The sequence below is a fragment of the Microbacterium sp. MYb64 genome (assembly GCF_002979495.1).
Taxonomy (GTDB): Bacteria; Actinomycetota; Actinomycetes; order Actinomycetales; family Microbacteriaceae; genus Microbacterium; species Microbacterium azadirachtae_A.
Window position 1 is genome coordinate 64,704 of sequence record NZ_PCOW01000019.1, and the last position, 17,801, is coordinate 82,504.

General features: G+C 69.3%; 17 protein-coding genes and 4 tRNA genes. 17 read left to right on the top strand and 4 right to left on the bottom strand.

Going from position 1 to position 17,801, the window contains the following annotated elements:
* Nucleotides 1–25: 25 nt before the first annotated feature.
* Together pta and CQ044_RS15265 are read left to right on the top strand one after the other, a co-directional pair.
* Entirely contained in the window at nucleotides 26–2,164 is a 2,139-nt protein-coding gene (gene pta, locus CQ044_RS15260; RefSeq protein WP_105689251.1) for a phosphate acetyltransferase, read from the top strand.
* Complete coding sequence (locus CQ044_RS15265) at nucleotides 2,161–3,351, top strand: acetate/propionate family kinase (RefSeq protein WP_105689252.1); 1,191 nt, start codon at nucleotides 2,161–2,163, stop codon at nucleotides 3,349–3,351. Before pta ends, CQ044_RS15265 begins: the two co-directional genes overlap by 4 nt.
* 19 nt (nucleotides 3,352–3,370) lie before the next feature.
* Here CQ044_RS15265 and CQ044_RS15270 read toward each other — a convergent pair whose 3' ends face one another.
* On the bottom strand, nucleotides 3,371–5,371 hold the full coding sequence (locus tag CQ044_RS15270; RefSeq protein WP_181158338.1) for an ATP-dependent helicase: 2,001 nt from the start codon (nucleotides 5,369–5,371) through the stop codon (nucleotides 3,371–3,373).
* A gap of 150 nt (nucleotides 5,372–5,521) precedes the next feature.
* On the opposite strand from CQ044_RS15270, the gene CQ044_RS15275 reads away from it, so the two are divergent.
* From CQ044_RS15275 to CQ044_RS15305, 7 genes are all read left to right on the top strand, one after another.
* Nucleotides 5,522–5,597, top strand: a tRNA-Val gene (locus CQ044_RS15275).
* A gap of 130 nt (nucleotides 5,598–5,727) precedes the next feature.
* Nucleotides 5,728–6,201, top strand: coding sequence for an SRPBCC domain-containing protein (locus tag CQ044_RS15280; RefSeq protein WP_105689254.1), 474 nt, complete (start codon nucleotides 5,728–5,730; stop codon nucleotides 6,199–6,201).
* Nucleotides 6,198–6,512 carry a helix-turn-helix transcriptional regulator gene (locus CQ044_RS15285; RefSeq protein WP_105689255.1) on the top strand — a complete coding sequence of 105 codons (315 nt, stop codon included), beginning with the start codon at nucleotides 6,198–6,200 and terminating at the stop codon, nucleotides 6,510–6,512. Before CQ044_RS15280 ends, CQ044_RS15285 begins: the two co-directional genes overlap by 4 nt.
* A gap of 97 nt (nucleotides 6,513–6,609) precedes the next feature.
* Nucleotides 6,610–7,404 (top strand): SDR family NAD(P)-dependent oxidoreductase, encoded by a 795-nt coding sequence (locus CQ044_RS15290; protein WP_105689256.1) that lies wholly within the window; start codon nucleotides 6,610–6,612, stop codon nucleotides 7,402–7,404.
* Nucleotides 7,405–7,566: 162 nt separating this feature from the next.
* Nucleotides 7,567–7,642: transfer RNA gene (locus tag CQ044_RS15295), tRNA-Gly, on the top strand.
* Nucleotides 7,643–7,690: 48 nt separating this feature from the next.
* A tRNA-Cys gene (locus CQ044_RS15300) sits at nucleotides 7,691–7,761 on the top strand.
* A 30-nt stretch (nucleotides 7,762–7,791) separates the two neighbouring features.
* Nucleotides 7,792–7,863: transfer RNA gene (locus CQ044_RS15305), tRNA-Val, on the top strand.
* A 55-nt stretch (nucleotides 7,864–7,918) separates the two neighbouring features.
* On the opposite strand, the gene CQ044_RS15310 is transcribed toward CQ044_RS15305, so the two are convergent.
* Nucleotides 7,919–8,392, bottom strand: coding sequence for a hypothetical protein (locus CQ044_RS15310; protein ID WP_105689257.1), 474 nt, complete (start codon nucleotides 8,390–8,392; stop codon nucleotides 7,919–7,921).
* Nucleotides 8,393–8,495: 103 nt separating this feature from the next.
* On the opposite strand from CQ044_RS15310, the gene CQ044_RS15315 reads away from it, so the two are divergent.
* The 4 genes from CQ044_RS15315 (at nucleotide 8,496) to CQ044_RS15330 (ending at nucleotide 13,169) form a co-directional block, all read left to right on the top strand.
* Nucleotides 8,496–9,098: a YdcF family protein gene (locus tag CQ044_RS15315; RefSeq protein ID WP_105689258.1), complete on the top strand. Its 603-nt coding sequence runs from the start codon at nucleotides 8,496–8,498 to the stop codon at nucleotides 9,096–9,098.
* 52 nt (nucleotides 9,099–9,150) lie between these two features.
* Entirely contained in the window at nucleotides 9,151–10,437 is a 1,287-nt protein-coding gene (locus CQ044_RS15320) for a low temperature requirement protein A (protein WP_219844976.1), read from the top strand.
* A gap of 171 nt (nucleotides 10,438–10,608) precedes the next feature.
* A complete protein-coding gene (gene thrS, locus CQ044_RS15325; RefSeq protein WP_105689259.1) occupies nucleotides 10,609–12,612 on the top strand; it encodes a threonine--tRNA ligase in 2,004 nt (667 codons plus the stop codon).
* Nucleotides 12,609–13,169: an HIT domain-containing protein gene (locus CQ044_RS15330; protein WP_045273042.1), complete on the top strand. Its 561-nt coding sequence runs from the start codon at nucleotides 12,609–12,611 to the stop codon at nucleotides 13,167–13,169. The genes thrS and CQ044_RS15330 overlap by 4 nt, the downstream gene beginning before the upstream one ends.
* Before the next feature lie 137 nt (nucleotides 13,170–13,306).
* Here CQ044_RS15330 and pdxY read toward each other — a convergent pair whose 3' ends face one another.
* A complete protein-coding gene (pdxY, locus tag CQ044_RS15335; protein ID WP_045273289.1) occupies nucleotides 13,307–14,158 on the bottom strand; it encodes a pyridoxal kinase PdxY in 852 nt (283 codons plus the stop codon).
* A 90-nt stretch (nucleotides 14,159–14,248) separates the two neighbouring features.
* On the opposite strand from pdxY, the gene pdxS reads away from it, so the two are divergent.
* From pdxS to CQ044_RS15350, 3 genes are all read left to right on the top strand, one after another.
* On the top strand, nucleotides 14,249–15,151 hold the full coding sequence (gene pdxS / locus CQ044_RS15340) for a pyridoxal 5'-phosphate synthase lyase subunit PdxS (RefSeq protein ID WP_105689260.1): 903 nt from the start codon (nucleotides 14,249–14,251) through the stop codon (nucleotides 15,149–15,151).
* The gene (pdxT, locus tag CQ044_RS15345) at nucleotides 15,148–15,756 is read left to right on the top strand and encodes a pyridoxal 5'-phosphate synthase glutaminase subunit PdxT (protein WP_105689261.1); all 609 of its coding nucleotides are present in this window, start codon (nucleotides 15,148–15,150) and stop codon (nucleotides 15,754–15,756) included. The genes pdxS and pdxT overlap by 4 nt, the downstream gene beginning before the upstream one ends.
* A 105-nt stretch (nucleotides 15,757–15,861) precedes the next feature.
* Nucleotides 15,862–16,620: a YebC/PmpR family DNA-binding transcriptional regulator gene (locus CQ044_RS15350; RefSeq protein ID WP_045273045.1), complete on the top strand. Its 759-nt coding sequence runs from the start codon at nucleotides 15,862–15,864 to the stop codon at nucleotides 16,618–16,620.
* A 137-nt stretch (nucleotides 16,621–16,757) separates the two neighbouring features.
* Here the strand turns inward: CQ044_RS15350 and CQ044_RS15355 are convergent, their stop codons facing one another.
* Entirely contained in the window at nucleotides 16,758–17,066 is a 309-nt protein-coding gene (locus CQ044_RS15355) for a GIY-YIG nuclease family protein (protein ID WP_105689262.1), read from the bottom strand.
* A gap of 232 nt (nucleotides 17,067–17,298) precedes the next feature.
* On the opposite strand from CQ044_RS15355, the gene ruvC reads away from it, so the two are divergent.
* The coding region (ruvC, locus tag CQ044_RS15360) for a crossover junction endodeoxyribonuclease RuvC (RefSeq protein WP_105689263.1) at nucleotides 17,299–17,801 on the top strand (503 nt) is incomplete at its 3' end.

Below are 17,801 nucleotides of genomic sequence, written 5' to 3' on the forward strand. Positions count from 1 at the left end.
GGGAGGGTGCACGTAGGCTGAGGGCGTGGCGAAGAGCATCCTCATCACGTCCATCGAAGGCCACTCCGGCAAATCGCTGATCGCGCTGGGTGTGATCGACGCGCTGAGCAGGGCCACCGCGAGGGTGGGGGTGTTCCGTCCCGTCACCCGCTCGAGCGATGGCACCGACGACGTGCTGGAGATGCTGCTGACCCGCACCGAGGTCGGACTCAGCGCGGCCGAGTGCATCGGCGTCGGGTATGACGAGCTCCATGCCGACCCCGACGCAGCACTGGGGAGGATCCTGCAGCGCTATCGGGCGGTCGAGGCGCAGTGCGACGCCGTCGTGATCCTGGGGAGCGACTACACGGACGTGGCGGCCCCCGCGGAGCTCGGGGTCAACGCGCGGATCGCGGCCAACCTCGGGGCGCCCGTGCTGCTCGTGCTCGGTGGTCGCGACACCGCAGGCCACGGCGAGCGCCTCGGCGTCACCGGCGCGCGCACACCCGCGCAGCTGGGCCAGCTCGCCCGACTCGGCGTGGCAGAGCTGGCGCAGGAGCGGGCCGTGCTGTCGGCGATCGTCGTCAACCGCGCCGACGCAGCACAGCGGGAGCAGATCACCGCGGCGGTCTCGGCCGTACTGGGCGAGCGCCCGAAGGGCGCCGACGATGATGTTCCCGTCTGGGTGATCCCGGAGGACCGGTCGCTCGTCGCCCCCTCCGTGCGCGGCGTGCGGGCGGCGCTGGAGGGACGCATGGTCCGCGGCGACGAGGAGCTCCTCGACCGCGAGGTGCTCGACGTCGTGATCGCGGGCATGTCGATGGTGAACGTGCTGCCGCGGTTGATCGAGTCGTCCGTGGTCGTGGTGCCGGCGGATCGCGAAGAGGCGCTGCTGGCCACGCTGCTGGCGCAGGCGGCGGGAACCTTCCCGTCGATCGCCGCGATCGTGCTGAACGGGCCGTTCGCGCTGCCGGAGCCGATCGAACGGCTGCTCGACGGATTGGGGCCGCGGGTCCCGATCATCGCGACGGATCATGGCACCTACGACACCACCGTGCGCATCATGAACGCCCCTGGTCGTCTCTCCGTGGACGCCCCGCACCGGGTGGGCCGGGCTCTCGCCCTGTTCGAGCAGAACGTCGATGTGCCGGCCCTGATCGCGCAGCTGGGCGTCGCGCGCTCCGATGTCGTGACGCCGCTGATGTTCCAATACGAGCTGTTCGACCGGGCGCGCACCGAGCGCCGCACGATCGTGCTTCCCGAGGGCGGGGACGACCGCGTGCTCCGCGCCGCGGGCGCGGTCCTCTCCGGCGGGATCGCGGATCTCGTGATCCTCGGCGAGGAGGCCGCGGTGCGGGCTCGGGCGCGGGAGCTCGGGGTCGACCTGGACGCGGCACGCATCGTGTCGCCCACGGATCCGGATCTCGTGCCGCGCTTCGCGGAGGAGTACGCGCGACTGCGCGCGCACAAGGGCGTCACCGTCGCGCAGGCGGCGGACACCGTGACCGACGTCTCGTACTTCGGCACGCTCATGGTGCACCTCGGACTCGCCGACGGCATGGTGTCCGGCGCCGCGCACACCACCGCGCACACGATCCGCCCCGCGTTCGAGATCATCAAGACGCGGCCCGGGGTCTCCGTGGTGTCCTCGGTCTTCTTGATGGCTCTCGCAGATCGCGTCCTCGTGTACGGCGACTGCGCGGTGATCCCGGATCCCACCAGCGAGCAGCTCGCCGACATCGCGATCTCCTCCGCCGCGACGGCGAGCGCGTTCGGCATCGAGCCGCGCGTGGCGATGCTCTCGTATTCGACGGGGGATTCCGGATCCGGCGCCGAGGTGGAGAAGGTGCGAGCGGCGACCGAGCTGGTGCGCGAGCGCGCGCCGGAGCTGCCGGTGGAGGGGCCGATCCAGTACGACGCCGCCGCCGACGCCGCGGTCGCCCGGGCGAAGCTGCCGGGGTCCTCGGTGGCAGGGCGGGCGACCGTGTTCGTGTTCCCCGACCTGAACACCGGCAACAACACCTACAAGGCGGTGCAGCGCTCCGCCGGCGCGGTCGCGATGGGGCCCGTGCTCCAGGGGCTCAACAAGCCGATCAACGACCTCTCCCGCGGCGCGCTCGTCGAGGACATCGTCAACACGATCGCGATCACCGCGATCCAGGCCCAGCAGGGGAGCGCGTCGTGAGCATCGTCCTGGTCATCAACAGCGGATCGTCCTCGTTCAAGTACCAGCTCATCGATGCCGACGGCGGCGCCTCCCTGGCCTCGGGCCTAGTCGAGCGCATCGGGCAGCCCGAAGGGCGCGCGGTGCACGTCGATGCCGGGGGCGACGAGACCGAGCGGACGCTGCCGATCCCGGATCACACCGCGGGCTTCCAGGTGATGCTGGACGCGTTCGCGGCGCAGGGGCCGTCACTCGCGGAGTTCCCGCCCGCGGCGCTCGGGCACAGGGTGGTGCACGGTGGTGCGCGGTTCTTCGAGCCGACGCTGATCACCCCGCTCGTCGAGATCAACATCGATGAGCTCTCGGCGCTCGCGCCGCTGCACAACCCCGGAGCGCTCCAGGGCATCCGCGCCGCGAAGGCCGCCTTCCCTGACGTGCCGCACGTCGCGGTGTTCGACACGGCGTTCCACCAGACCCTCGCGCCGGCGGCGTACACCTACGCGATCGACCGCGAGCTCGCCGAGGCGCACCGGATCCGCCGCTACGGCTTCCATGGGACCTCGCACAAGTACGTGTCCGAGGCGGCTGCGACGTTCGTCGGGGGCGAGCGGGAGGATTTGCGTCAGCTCGTCTTCCACCTCGGCAACGGGGCGTCTGTGACGGCAGTGCGCGGCGGGCGCTCGGTGGAGACGTCGATGGGCATGACGCCGCTGGAGGGGCTCGTGATGGGCACGCGCTCCGGCGATATCGACCCGGCTGTGCTGTTCACTCTGGCCCGTCGGGCCGACCTGACGATCCATGATCTCGACGAGCTGCTGAACAGCCGCAGCGGACTCAAAGGGCTCGCCGGCGCCTCGGACATGCGAGACGTCCTCGCCCGTGCCGCCGCGGGGGACGAGGCCGCGGCGCTCGCCTTCGACGTGTACATCCATCGCCTGCGTGCATACGCCGGTGCCTACATCGCGCAGCTCGGCGGCGTCGACGTGATCTCGTTCACCGCGGGGGTGGGGGAGAACAATGCTCGCGTGCGGCGCGAGGCGATGGCGACGCTGGGGTTCGCGGGGGTCGAGATCGACCCTGCGCGGAACGAAGCGCCGGGCGCGGGGATTCGCGTCATCTCCGCGGAGGCATCCCGGGTGACGGTGCTGGTGGTGCCGACGAACGAGGAGCTCGAGATCGCTCGGCAGACGGTGCAGCTCCTGCCCTGAGACGATCGCGCCGCGCGCGTCAGGCGAACAGGGCGTCGAGCTCGCCCAGGTTCACGCGAGGACCCGGGCTCGCGGCTTTCCGATTCGGCTCGGCGATCCGGGAGTCGACCACCGTCATGCACGCGAGCGCCTCGCTCGTCAGGAACCGGCTCGGCTTGGCCTGCACATGACGGGCCGTGAACGCGGTCGGGTGCGTGGGGAGCGTCGCCGGGGCGTAGACGCTCAGAGTGTCGCGCGCGCGGGTGAGGCCGACGTAGAACAGGCGGCGCTCCTCCTCCAGCCCGGCCGGCGAGGTGAGGGCCATGTCGGACGGCATCGCGCCGTCCGTGGCACGGAGGAGGTGCACGTGCGACCACTCCAGGCCCTTGGCGGAGTGGATCGTGGACAGCGTCACCCAGTCCTCGTCCAGATGCGGTTGCGCGGCCCAGTCCCCGGCGCGCGTCACCGGATCGATCGCCTGCTCGCTGACGAATGTGCGCAGGTCGCTCTGGCGCCCTGCGGCCTCGGCGATCTCCTGGACGTCCGAAGCCCTGCGCTGCCAGTCGGGATAGTGCTGCTCCAGCAGTCCCGACACGGCGTCGTGGCAGGCCTCGACCAGTTCGGACACCGGGGACTCGGCGTCGACGACGCCGAGCAGTGAGAGCGTGGTCGCGAGTCCGACGCGGGCGGTCGGAGGCGCTGCGGCGATCGCCTCGGATCCTCCGCCGATGCCCTGATCCGCGAGGATGCCGGCGAGTCGCCGTGCGCTGACCTTGCCGAGGCCGCGGTGCCTGGTGAGCAGGCGGTACCAAGCGATCTCGTCGGCCGGATTGAGCACGACGCGGAACGCGGCGAGGAGGTCTCGCACATGCGCGGTCTCGAGGTAGCCGATGCCGCCGAATTTGACGAATGGGATATCGCGGACCTTGAGCTCCACCTCGAGCATCGCGCTGTGCGAACCGGTGCGCATGAGCACGGCCTGCTCTCGCAGCGGCACGCCATCGGCGTGGACGGCGAGGATCCGGTCGGCGATCGCTCGGGCCTCCTCATCGGCGTTCTCGCAGCGCACGAGCTCGGGCCGGGGTGCGGCTCCCGCCCTGTCCGCGATGAGCCGGATCGGGAAGTCCTCCGGGCGGGCGGCGTTGGCGAGGTCGAGGATCGGCTGGGTGGAGCGGAAGTTCCGCTCCAGGCGGATGAGCTCGGCGTCGGGATGGCTGTCGAGGACCTCCTGCAATTGTCCGGCGCCGGCGCCGCGGAAGCCGTAGATCGCCTGCGCGTCGTCGCCCACCACGGTCAGACCTCGGCCGTCGGGAGTCAGCCCTCGCACGATGTCCGCCTGCACGCGGTTCACGTCCTGATACTCGTCGACGAGCACCCAGTCCCAGCGCGTGCGCAGTCTCGCCCCCACGTGGGGATCGCGCACGAGCGCGCGCCACGCGACCAGCAGGTCGTCCAGGTCGAGCAGTCCGCGCGCCCGTTTGCGCTGCGCATAGGCGCGCAGGAGCCCCATGATCTCGTCCGCGTGTCCGAGCGCCCACGGGAACTGGTCCGAGATCACTTCGCGACCGGGCTTCTCCAGGCTCACCGCGCGGGACGCGATGTCGGCCATCGCCCTGCTCGTGGGCATCCGCCTGTCGGTGCCGTCCAGACCGTGCTCGCTGCGCAGGAGATCGAGGAGGTCGGTGACGTCGTCGGGCGCCAGCACGGTGACATCCGCGAGACCCAGGTGCTGTGCGTACTCGGCGACGACGCGGTGGGCCACCGCGTGGAACGTCCCTCCGGCGATGCGCTGGGCGAGTGCCGTGTCGCCGACCATCGCCGCCGCGCGCGCCGTCATCGCGGCGGCTGCGCGCCGTGTGAACGTGAGGAGCAGTATGCGCTCGGGCGGCACGCCTGCATCGATCAGCCGGGCGACCCTGCTCGTGAGCACGCGGGTCTTCCCCGTGCCGGCGCCGGTGGCGACGACCAGCGGCCCCTCGCCGTGCTCGACGGCACGCCGCTGCATCTCGTCCAGCTCTTCGACCACGTCTGTGCTGCTCACGGATGAGACGGTATCCGCGCCCACCGACATCGACGATCCTCGGGGAGTGCGATACGCGATGCGCCACGCCCGGCCGACGAGCGCTGTCCGTGGGCTGCCCGCCGATCGGGTATGCTCTTTACCTGTGCCTCAGGCACAGAAATCCCTTAGGGGCGATTGGCGCAGTTGGTAGCGCGCTTCCTTCACACGGAAGAGGTCGTCGGTTCGAGTCCGGCATCGCCCACCAGAGAAAGCCCTTGGTCGAGACCAGGGGCTTTCGTCGTTCCCAGCCGGTCGAGCGCACCCCACTGCTGTAACCTGTGGGTTGCAGGAGGGTCCTCGCTTCGACTCTCCGGAGCGTCACAGGAGGCACGCCCATGGGGAGCACCGACCGCACACAGTCCGCCGTCGTCGACGAGGGGGCGTTCTCGGTCACGCGGAGCATCGCCATCGCCGCGCCTGCGGCGAAGGTCTGGCGCGCGATCACCGAGCCGGAGCATCTGTCGCTGTGGTTCGGGCGCACCGTGCTCGATGGCGCAGGCGTCGGCACGATGACCTTCGACGATCACGGCGCCGTCCCGATCCGGATCGAGTCGATCGATGCGCCGCGGTCGGTGACCTACCGCTGGAGCAACGACAACGCCCTCGGACGAATGCCGGACGAGATCGACGAGGAGAACTCGACCGTGTTCACCTTCACCCTCGAGGCCGAGGGGGAGGGGACGCGCCTCACGGTGGTGGAGTCCGGCTTCGAGCGGACGTCGGATCCGATCGCGAACCTCGAGAGCCACCGGGAAGGCTGGAACATCGAGCTCGACAAGCTCGTCGCGCTGCTCGGGGGCCACGAATGACCCCGTCGCTCGTCTCGGTCTTCGCCGCGCTGGGAGACGAGACGCGGTGGAGCATCCTCGCCGCCCTCGGAGAAGGCGACGCATCGGCATCGGCCCTCGCCGAGAGGTTCCCTGTCTCTCGGCAGGCCATCGCGAAGCATCTGACGGTACTCGCGGAGGTCGGCCTGGTCGAACCCGTCCGCGTGGGACGCGAGGTGCGCTACCGCGTCGTCGGCGCGGAGCTCAATGCCACCGCGCGGCGACTCGACGAGATCGGTCGCCAATGGGAGAACCGGCTCTCGGTGATTAAGGAGATCGCCGAGAAGCTGTAACCTTTCGCTCCGACATACTGCAACTCAATGGTTGCAGCAGTGGTTCCGAATGTGCAATTCTGAAGTTGCACAACAACACGGAACGGGAGGCGGCATCATGCTGCTCGAGAACAAGGTCGTAGTGATCCACGGTGGTGGCGGGTCGATCGGCGCCGCAGCGGCGAGGGTCTTCGCGCGAGAGGGCGCGCGGCTGTTCCTGGCCGGCCGGTCGCTCCCTCGCCTCGAGGCTGCGGCATCCGCGGCCAGGGCAGAGGGAGGAGACGTCTCGGTCGCCGTGGTCGACGCCATGGATCAGGCCGCCGCCGACCGGCATGCCGGCGACGTCGTCGCGGAAGCCGGGCGCATCGATGTCGCGCTCAACGCGGTCGGCTTCGACCATGTGCAGGGCCTGTCGATCGGTGACACGTCGCTCGACGACTATCTCCACCCCGTCGTGGGATACCTGCAGACGAACTTCGTGACGGCGAAAGCCGTGTCGCGGCACATGATCGCGCAGCACAGTGGCGTCATCCTGACGATCTCGACGCCGGGGGCCCGTCTGACCGGGCGCGGACTGATCGGCAATGCGGCGCAGTCCGCGGGGCTCGAGGGCTTCTCCCGGGCGCTCGCCGGTGAGCTCGGACCCGACGGAGTGCGGGTGGTGTGCGTGCGCCCGCATGCGATCTCCGACGCGCTGGAGACGTCTTACACGCGGGAGATGTTTGGCCGCATCGCCGCCGCCGGCGACATCCCGATGGACGAGTGGGTCGAGGGGCTCGCGGGCACGACACTGCTCGGGCGTCTCCCGGTGCTCGACGAGGTCGCCGAGTACCTCGCGTTCGCCGCATCCGAGCGCGCCGCCTCGATCACGGGAGTGATCGCGAACCTCTCGGCGGGCGCGCTCGTCGACTGAGCCGAGGGGCGAGGATGCGAGCGTGCCGGAGGGGGAGTGCGATCGTCGCGACCCCCTCCGGCATCCCGCTGGACACGCCCGAGAACGGGCGCCGGTTTGGCGAAGCCCCGAACCTCGGCTAATGTATTTCAAGTGCCCGGGACACCGGGGAAAACACAAAACGCGGATGTAGCGCAGTTGGTAGCGCACAACCTTGCCAAGGTTGGGGTCGCGAGTTCGAGTCTCGTCATCCGCTCCAGTGCTGAAGCCCCTTCGGGGGCTTCGGCATGTGGGTTCGAATCCACATGGTGGCGTGGCCGAGAGGCTAGGCACCGGCCTGCAAAGCCGTTTACACGGGTTCGAATCCCGTCGCCACCTCGCTTCTCATAAACTGAATAGCCTGAACAGGCGCGATTGGCGCAGCGGTAGCGCGCTTCCCTGACACGGAAGAGGTCACTGGTTCGATCCCAGTATCGCGCACAACAGAAACCCCCGGTCTTCCGGGGGTTTTTTCGTGCCGTCAGTTCGCCGGTGCTCATCCCGTGATCGCACCGAAGACCACCCGACCGGCGAGCACCAGGACGACGACGCCCACCGCCAGGTCTGTCCATGTCGCGACCGTCTCCTGCGGGTTCTTGCTCTTCTTCGGCAGATGCATGAGGCCCGCGATGAGAAGGAAGACGCCCCCGGCGAGCGCCGCGGGCAGCGTCCATCCCGGAATGAGCGCGAGCAGTCCCGTCAGGCCCATGGCGATGTTCGCGGTGCCGAGTTCGCGCGTCAGCTGCAGCTCCTGCACGCTCGGTGCGGTCGAACCGAGGATCTCCGCGGTCCGCCCTTTGCCCGACACCTGTGCGATCCCGGCGGCGAGCAATCGCGTGCCCACTCCCCAGAACGCCCACCACTTGCCGAACACGAGAATCGGATCCCCGCCGATCGCGAGCAGCTCGATCAGCCCGCTGACGAGCGGGAGGACGACGGTCTGCCCGATCACGATGATGAAATAGCCCATGGCCTGCTCCGATGCTTGGCGGACGCGACTCACGTTGCGAACTCATCGTGCCAGCCCGCACGGCGCCGCACCAGGTGTCGACGGCACGACCTACCCTGGGCCCATGCGGAAGTCCCTGTTGGTGACGCTTTCGGCCGGCGCGGCCGCGGCAGGGATCGCGTTCCTGCTGTGGGGTGAGGTCGTCTCGGGGCGCGCGAGCGTGCGAGGCCTCGAGCGGGGGCGGTCCGGTGCGCGGCGTTCGGTCCTCGTGCTGGGATACGGCAATCGCGGACCACGGGCGAACGCTGTCAATCGCTACCGGGTGCGCGCCGGGCTGCGCACGGTGCGAAGCGCCGACGACCTGCTGATCTTCTCCGGCGGCGCAGTGCGGGGGCCGGAGGCGGAGGCGGTGGTCCTCGCCCGCTACGCCGTCGAGCAGGGTTATTCCGGACGGATCCTCCTGGAGACGGAGAGCCGCTCGACCGAGGAGAACATCCGGAACTCGATCCCCCTGCTGGAGGACGCGGACGAGATCGCCATCGTCTCGAACGCGCTGCATGCCGAACGCGCCAGGGGACTGCTGCGGGCGCGACGGCCGGATCTCGCCCTTCGGCTCATCCGCGCGGACGACTACCGGTTCGGCGAGATCCCCGTCATCAAGGCCGTCTCCGCCGCGCTCGCTCTTCTTGAACGCCGTAGGAACCGCGCGGATCCCGCCGCGCGCTAGGTTGGACGCTGCGCATCCAAGGGGTTGGGTGTCCTAGGGGTTGGGGGAGAGCATGACGAACGCGGTCGAGCGGTACCGGCACGGGCTGAGCCCGATGCGCGGGCGCGCACAGCATGAGAAGCACCGGGCGGCCACCCCGCTCGAGGCGCTCTACGACCTGGTCTTCGCGGCGGCGTTCGGCGTCGCCGGGGTGCAGTTGGCGGAGGGCGTCGTGGCGGGACACGGCGGCGCGGCGGTCGGCGCGTTCGCCTTCGCGGTCGCCGCGATCATCTGGGCGTGGATCAACTTCTCCTGGTTCGCTTCGGCGTTCGACACGGACGACTGGCTGTTCCGGGTCTTCACGATGGTGCAGATGGCGGGCGTCATCGTGCTCGCGATCGGTCTGCCAGTGATGTTCCAGTCCCTCGAAGGCCATGGCGCCTTCGACAACCGGGTCATGGTGTCCGGGTACATCGTCATGCGCGTCGGGCTCCTCGCCCAGTGGCTGCGGGCGTCTCGCGACCCCGCGTACCGTCGGCACGCGCTCACGTACGTGCTGTTCGTCGCCGTCGCGCAGATCGGCTGGATCGTGGTGGCGTGGGCTCCGCTGCCGCTCGGCGCCGCCTTCGCGGCCGCCGCCGCGTGCTGGCTGATCGAGCTCGGCGGACCGATCGTCGCCGAGCGCAAGGGCGAGGGCGCGCAGCGCGGCACGCCCTGGCACCCGCACCACATCGCCGAGCGGTACTCGCTGCTGACGATCATCGCGCTGGGCGAGACGGTGATCGGCACGCTCGCCGCCGCGCAGGAGGTCTCCCATGAGAAGGGCTGGTCCGGGGACGCCGTGGTCGTGATCGGCGCCGGCGTCGCGATGACCTTCGCCCTGTGGTGGTCGTACACGATGATGCCGTCGGGCCCGATCCTCGCCGTGCACCGCAATCGATCGTTCGTGTGGGGCTACGGGCACGCCTTCATCTTCGCAAGCGTCGCCGCCGTCGGCGCCGGACTGCACACGATCGGATACGCCTATCGGCACGAGAATCCGCTCGCCACGCCGGTCGTGATCCTCATGATCGCTGTCCCGGTGATCGTGTTCATGGTGTCGATCTCGCTGCTGCACTCCTACCTCGTGCACTCGCTCATGAAGGGGCTCCCGCTGCACGCGATCGCGATGGTCCTGCCGCTGCTCGGGATCCTGCTCGCCTTCGCGGGACTCCCGCTGTGGGCGTGCCTGCTGGTCGTACTCGCGGGCCCTGTCTTCGTCGTGGTCGCGTACGAGGCCGGGGGCTGGCGGCTCGCGCAGCGGCACCTGGACGAGGCACTGGGCCGCGCCGTGGACGGCACGCCGGAGAGGGCGGCGTAGGATTCTCCTATGGACTTCGCCCGGCTGACGCACGCGACCGCGGTCGCGGTCTCCGGCACGCGAACTCTCAGGGCCTGAGCGGGCAGGGCGCGATCGCGCCCGAAGCTGAGCCGAGACCATCGCCAAACTGGAGAACTTCCTTTGTCTGAGAACCCCGCGTCCGCCCCTGAAATGCCGTCCTACCCCTGCGACGGCTTCGCGCTCTACGGCGCGAACGGACCCTTCAGCGACCGTTCCGTCGTCGCCATGCTCGTCAATGGGCAGCAGAAGGACCTCGCCGCCGTCGTGAATGAGGACGACGACGTCCAGCCCATCACCATCGACAGCCCCGAGGGCCTCGCGATCCTGCGCCACTCCACAGCCCACGTGCTGGCGCAGGCCGTGCAGCGCATCAAGCCGCAGGCCAACCTCGGTATCGGCCCGCCGATCACCGACGGCTTCTACTACGACTTCGGTGTGGACACCCCGTTCACCCCGGAGGACGTCAAGGCGATCTCCAAGGAGATGCAGCGGATCCAGCGCGAGGGCCAGCGCTTCGTGCGCCGGGTCGTCAGCGACGACGAGGCGCGCGCCGAGCTCGCCGACGAGCCGTTCAAGCTCGAGCTCATCGGGCTCAAGGGCCCCGGCGCCGACAAGACCGAGGGCGCCTCGGTCGAGGTCGGCGAGGGCGAGCTGACCATCTACGACAACGTGGCCAAGGACGGCGAGGTCGTCTGGAAGGACCTCTGCCGCGGCCCGCACCTGCCGAGCACCCGCATGATCGGCAACGGCTGGGACCTCACGCGCATCGCCGCGGCCTACTGGCGCGGATCCGAGAAGAACCCGCAGCTGCAGCGCATCTACGGCACGGCCTGGCCGACGAAGGACGAGTTGCGCGCGTACCAGCAGCGCCTCGAGGAGGCCGCCAAGCGCGACCACCGTCGCCTGGGCAGGGAACTCGACCTCTTCTCATTCCCCGATGAGATCGGATCCGGCCTGTCGGTCTGGCACCCTCGCGGCGGCATCATCCGTGGCGAGATGGAGCAGCACGCGCGCCGACGGCACATCGCCGCCGGGTACAACTACGTGTACACGCCGCACATCTCCAAGGAGGACCTGTTCCTCACCTCCAACCACCTCGTCACCTACCGCGACGGCATGTTCCCGCCGATCCGGATGGACGAGGAGCGCGACGCGGACGGGCACATCACGAAGCAGGGCCAGGACTACTTCCTGAAGCCCATGAACTGCCCGATGCACATCCTCATCTACAAGGAGCGGGCCCGGAGCTACCGAGACCTGCCGCTGCGCCTCGCGGAGAACGGCACCGTCTACCGCAACGAGCTCTCCGGCGCCCTGCACGGGCTCACCCGCGTGCGCGGCTTCACGCAGGACGATTCGCACCTTTTCGTGACGCCGGAGCAGCTGGAGACCGAGGTCGCCAAGGTCCTCGAGTTCATCCTCTCCATGCTGCGCGACTTCGGGCTCAGCGACTTCGAGCTCGAGCTCTCGATGCGCGACGACGAGAAGGACAAGTGGATCGGATCCGACGAGTTCTGGGACTACTCGACGGACGCGCTCCGCAACGTCGCGCTGGCCTCAGGGCTCAAGCTCACGGAGGTCCCTGGCGAGGCGGCCTTCTACGGGCCGAAGATCGACCTGAAGACCACCGACGCGATCGGCCGCGTCTGGCAGCTCTCCACGGTGCAGGTCGACCCGAACCTGCCGGAGCGGTTCGGACTCGAGTTCACCGACAAGGATGGGCAGAAGAAGCGCCCTATCATGATCCACCGGGCGCTGTTCGGCTCCATCGAGCGGTTCTTCGCGATCCTGCTCGAGCACTACGCGGGCGACTTCCCGCTGTGGCTCTCGCCGGTGCAGGTCATGGGCATCCCCGTGGCGGACGAGTTCGCGGACTACCTCGATGACGCCGTCGCGGCCCTGCGCGAGGCGGGCGTCCGTGCGGAGGTCGACCACTCCGACGAGCGGATGCAGAAGAAGATCCGCAACCACACCACGGGCAAGGTCCCGCTCATCCTGATCGCGGGGGAGCAGGACCGGGCCGCGGGCACGGTGTCGTTCCGCTTCCGCGACGGGACGCAGGAGAACGGTGTGCCGCTCGCCGAGGCCGTCGACCGCGTGCGTCGTGCGATCGAGAGCCACGTGCTGATCCAGACGGCGGGCGACCTGGCATGACCATCGACGGGGGCGCCGCCCAGGACGCGCAGCTGGAAGACGCCGCGCACCTGGCCGGCGTCCCCGACGAGTTCCAGCGCCTCTGGGTGCCGCATCGGATGACCTACATCCAGGCGGGCCCGGAGCCGCTGCGCGAGGAGTGCCCGTTCTGCGAGGCGCCGAAGCATCCCGATGAGGAGCGGCTGATCGTCGCCAGGGGGCGTACGGCCTACGTGCTCCTGAACCTGTTCCCGTACAACTCGGGCCACCTGCTGGTGTGCCCGTACCGCCACATCGCGACCTATGACGAGGCGACGGCGGAAGAGGTCGCCGAGATCGGCGCACTCACGCAGACGGCGATGCGCGTGCTCAAGGCGACCTCGCGCTGTGACGGCTTCAATATCGGCATGAATCAGGGCGCCGTCGCCGGGGCCGGGGTGGACGCGCATCTGCACCAGCACGTCGTCCCGCGATGGAACAGCGACGCGAACTTCTTCCCGATCATCGCGAAGACGAAGGCGCTGCCGCAGCTGCTCGGCGACGTCCGCAATACCGTCGCGGCGGCCTGGCCCGCCTGAGACTCTCCCCGGGGACGTCGAGCGAGGACGGCGAAGCCGACCGAGACGAAACGCGGTTCCCGTCGGAGTACCACGCCGTTTCGTCTCGCTCCGGCTGCGCCGGTGCTCGCTCAACGACCGCGGGGAAGGAACGGCGGTCAGCGCACCTGTCGGGCCTCGAACTGCCGCGGCGGGTTGGCGTACGCCTCCTGCGCCGGGATGAGCTGCAGCTCGCGCTCGTCCGATTCGAGGGTGAGCTTCAGCAGCTCGAACACGCTCGACACGGTCAGCTCCAGAGCCGTCTTCGCGTCGCCGGTGCGCACGTAGTGCGCGGTGAACAGAGCCGCGGTGACGTCCCCGGAGCCGTTCGCCTTCATCGGCAGATGCGGGGTGGCGACGAGCCAGGCGCCCTTGTCGTCGACGGCGAGCATCTCGATCGTGCCCTCTTCGCGGTCTGGGCGCTCGACGCTGGTGACGAGCACGGTGCGGGGGCCCATGGCCCGCGCGACGTCGACGGAGGCGAGCGTCGACTCGAGAGTGTCGGGCTCGGTATCCGTGAGGAAGCCCAGCTCGAACTGGTTCGGGGTGATGATGTCGGCGACCGGCACGACCTTGTCGCGCAGCAGCACGGGGATCGCGGGGGCGACGAAGCACCCGGACTTGGCGTTGCCCATGACGGGATCGCACGCGTACACCGCGTTCGGGTTGGCGGCCTTGACCCTGGCGACGGCGTCGATGATCACGTCGCCGATGCCCTCGCCGCCCTGGTAGCCGCTGAGCACCGCGTCCACCTCGCCGAGCACGCCGCGCTCCTCGATGCCCGTGATGACCTCGCGCACGTCGTCGGGGGCGATCAGCGGGCCGCGCCAGGCGCCGTAACCCGTGTGATTGGAGAAGTTCACCGTGTAGACGGGGAGCACCTCGACGCCGATGCGCTGCAGCGGGAACACCGCCGCGGAGTTGCCGACATGGCCGTACGCGACGGCGGACTGGATGGAGAGCACCTTCAGCATCCCTCGATCCTCTCACCTGCCAGGAGAGGCTCCCGCCACTGTCTGCATGGTGTCGAATTGCATTGCAGACAGCGTATGATCTGTCCTATGACAGAACTTGCACCCGAATCGACCACCGGAACCGGTCGCGTCAAGCGCGGCCTCGCGGAGATGCTGAAGGGCGGCGTCATCATGGACGTCGTCACGGCGGAGCAGGCGAAGATCGCCGAGGATGCCGGCGCCGTCGCCGTCATGGCGCTCGAGCGAGTGCCCGCTGACATCCGCGCGCAGGGCGGCGTGTCGCGCATGAGCGACCCCGACATGATCGACGGCATCATCTCGGCCGTGTCGATCCCGGTCATGGCCAAGGCGCGCATCGGCCACTTCGTCGAGGCGCAGGTGCTGCAGGAGCTCGGCGTCGACTACATCGACGAGTCCGAGGTGCTCTCGCCCGCCGACTACGTCAACCACATCGACAAGTGGGGCTTCACGGTGCCCTTCGTCTGCGGTGCGACCAACCTGGGTGAGGCGCTGCGCCGCATCACCGAGGGCGCGGCGATGATCCGCTCGAAGGGCGAGGCCGGCACGGGCGACGTCTCCGAGGCGATGAAGCACATCCGCACGATCCGCGGCGAGATCGCTCGCCTGTCGACGCTTCCCAAGGACGAGCTCTACGTCGCCGCCAAGGAGCTGCAGGCGCCGTACGAGCTGGTCGCCGAGGTTGCCGAGAAGGGCGCGCTGCCGGTCGTGATGTTCGTGGCCGGGGGAGTGGCGACTCCCGCCGACGCCGCCCTGATGATGCAGCTGGGCGCCGACGGCGTGTTCGTCGGATCCGGCATCTTCAAGTCCGGCGACCCTGCGGCCCGCGCCGCCGCGATCGTCAAGGCGACCGCCGCCTATGACGACGCCGCCGTGATCGCACAGGTCTCCCGTGGACTCGGCGAGGCCATGGTCGGCATCAACGTGTCCGACCTGCCCGCTCCGCACCGTCTCGCGGAGCGCGGCTGGTGACAGCACCCGTGCGGATCGGCGTGCTCGCGCTGCAGGGCGATGTGCGCGAGCATGCCGCGATCCTCACCTCGCTCGGGGCGGAGGCGGTTCCCGTCCGCCGCCCCGAGCAGTTGGACGGGCTGGACGGTCTTGTGATCCCCGGTGGCGAGTCGAGCGTGATCGACAAGCTGTCCCGGATCTTCGGCGTGCGAGAGCCCTTGCGGGCGCTCATCGCGGACGGCCTGCCCGTCTACGGCACGTGCGCGGGACTGATCCTGCTCGCGGACGAGATCGAAGGGGCGATCGACGGCCAGCTCACCTTCGGCGGGCTCGACGTCACCGTCGCCCGCAATGCGTTCGGCGGGCAAGTCGAGTCTTTCGAGACGGAGCTCACGGTCGCCGGGATCGATGAGCCGGTGGACGCGACGTTCATCCGGGCGCCGCTCATCACCCGGGTCGGCCCCAGAGCCACAGCGATCGCGGCACTGCCCGACGGCGGCGTCGTGGCGGTGCAGCAGGGCAACATCCTCGGCACGAGCTTCCATCCGGAGATGAACGGCGAGACGCGCCTGCACGCCCGATTCCTGGAGCTGGTCGCGGCGCGACGGTCGGCCGTCGCGGCCTAGTCTCGCTGTTCCGTGCGCTGTTCGTCGGTGCCACGAGCGCGGATCTTCTAGAATGGACGATGCCCTGGCGGGATGGACCGCGGGGCTGATACGAGCGGGAGACATATGTCCGGGCATTCCAAGTGGGCCACGACCAAGCACAAGAAGGCCGTCATCGACTCGCGCCGTGCGAAGTCGTGGGCCAAGCTCATCAAGAACATCGAGGTCGCTGCGAAGCTCGGCGGCGCCGATCTCGCGGGCAACCCGACGCTCTTCGATGCGGTGCTCAAGGCCAAGAAGACCTCCGTCCCGAAGGACAACATCGACCGCGCCATCAAGCGCGGCGCGGGCATCGGCGGAGAGTCGGTCGAGTACTCCTCGATCATGTACGAGGGCTACGGCGCCCACGGCGTCGCGCTCATGATCGAGTGTCTGACCGACAACAAGAACCGTGCTGCGGCCGAGGTGCGCACCGCGCTCAGTCGCAACGGCGGAACGCTCGCCGACCCCGGCAGCGTCGCCTACAACTTCACCCGCAAGGGCGTCATCGTCGTCGAAGGCGAGAACACCACCGAGGACGACGTCATGATGGCGGCGCTCGAGGCGGGCGCGGAGGAGATCGAGCCGCACGCGCAGGGCTTCGAGATCATCACCGACGCCTCCGACCTGGTCGCGGTGCGCACCGCGCTGCAGGAGGCGGGCATCGAGTACGAGTCGGCCGATGTCGAGTTCGTCCCGAACCTCAAGGTCGAGATCGACGCCGAGGCCGCGCGCAAGATCTTCCGCCTCATCGACGCGCTCGAGGACAGCGACGACGTGCAGAACGTCTACGCGAACTTCGACCTCACGGCCGAGGTGCAGGCCGAGCTCGAGAACGACGAGTAAGCCGTTGTGATCCGAAGGGGTCGGCGGGCGCTGATGCGTCCCCGGCCCCTTCTGTCGTGCTCGCCAAGGAGTTGGTGTTCCGGTCGCTGAGCTTGTCGAAGTGACCGAGACGGGCCGAGCGGTCGCTGAGTTCGTGGCTACGACGGTTCCCCCGCGACGGGCTTCGGGTGTGCCAAGGCCGGTAGATCTTCCCCGCGATGATGAATCAGTGCCAACTTCTTCGCTCGCGACCAGCCCTGGATCTGTTTCTCCCGAGCGAATGCGTCGTCAATGCGATCGAACTGTTCGGCGTACGCCAAGTGCACAGGACGACGCTTGCGGGTGAAGTTCGCACCGCGATCAGGGTCATTGTTGTGTTGCCATACCCGCGCCTCGACATCGTCGAGCGCCGTGCTGCCGGTGTAGAAGGATCCGTCTGAGCACTCGAGGATGTAGGTCCATGCCATCGGCCAAGTCTCTCCGGGATCGGGCGGCAGTGCGGGGACTGTGGAGAACTGATCACGTCGGTGGCGTCCCTTCGACAGGCTCAGGGACCGGTTTCGGTGGCGTCCCTTCGACAGGCTCAGGGACCGGTTCGGTGGCGTACCTTCGACAGGCTCAGGGACCGGGGCGGGCGACCGCGATGGGCTGGCCGCGCGCCTCGGCGCCGAGCGGCGGAACCGCGCCTAGCCTGGAGGGATGACGGGAGTACGGCGGGTTCTGGGCATCGACCCCGGCCTCACGCGCTGCGGCGTCGGCGTGGTCGACGTCGATCCGATGCGCCGGGGCACGCTCGTGCATGTGGGCGTGATCCGCACGCCGCCGGACGCGCCGATCGGGGAGCGGCTCGCAGCGGTCGCCGCGGGAATACGCGCGGTCATCGCCGAGCATCAACCCGATGCCGTGGCCGTGGAGCGGGTATTCGCCCAGCAGAACACGCACACCGTCATGGGGACGGCACAGGCCAGCGGCGTCGCGCTGCTCATTGCCGCGGAGCACGGGCTCCCCGCCGCCACGCACACGCCGAGCGAGGTCAAGGCGGCGGTGACCGGCTACGGTTCCGCGGACAAGAAGCAGGTGCAGGCGATGATCGCGCGCATCCTGCGGCTCGACGCGCCGCCGCAGCCCGCCGATGCGGCCGATGCGCTCGCGATCGCGCTCTGTCACGCGTGGCGGGGGGCAGGCGCGGCGAGCCGCAGGAT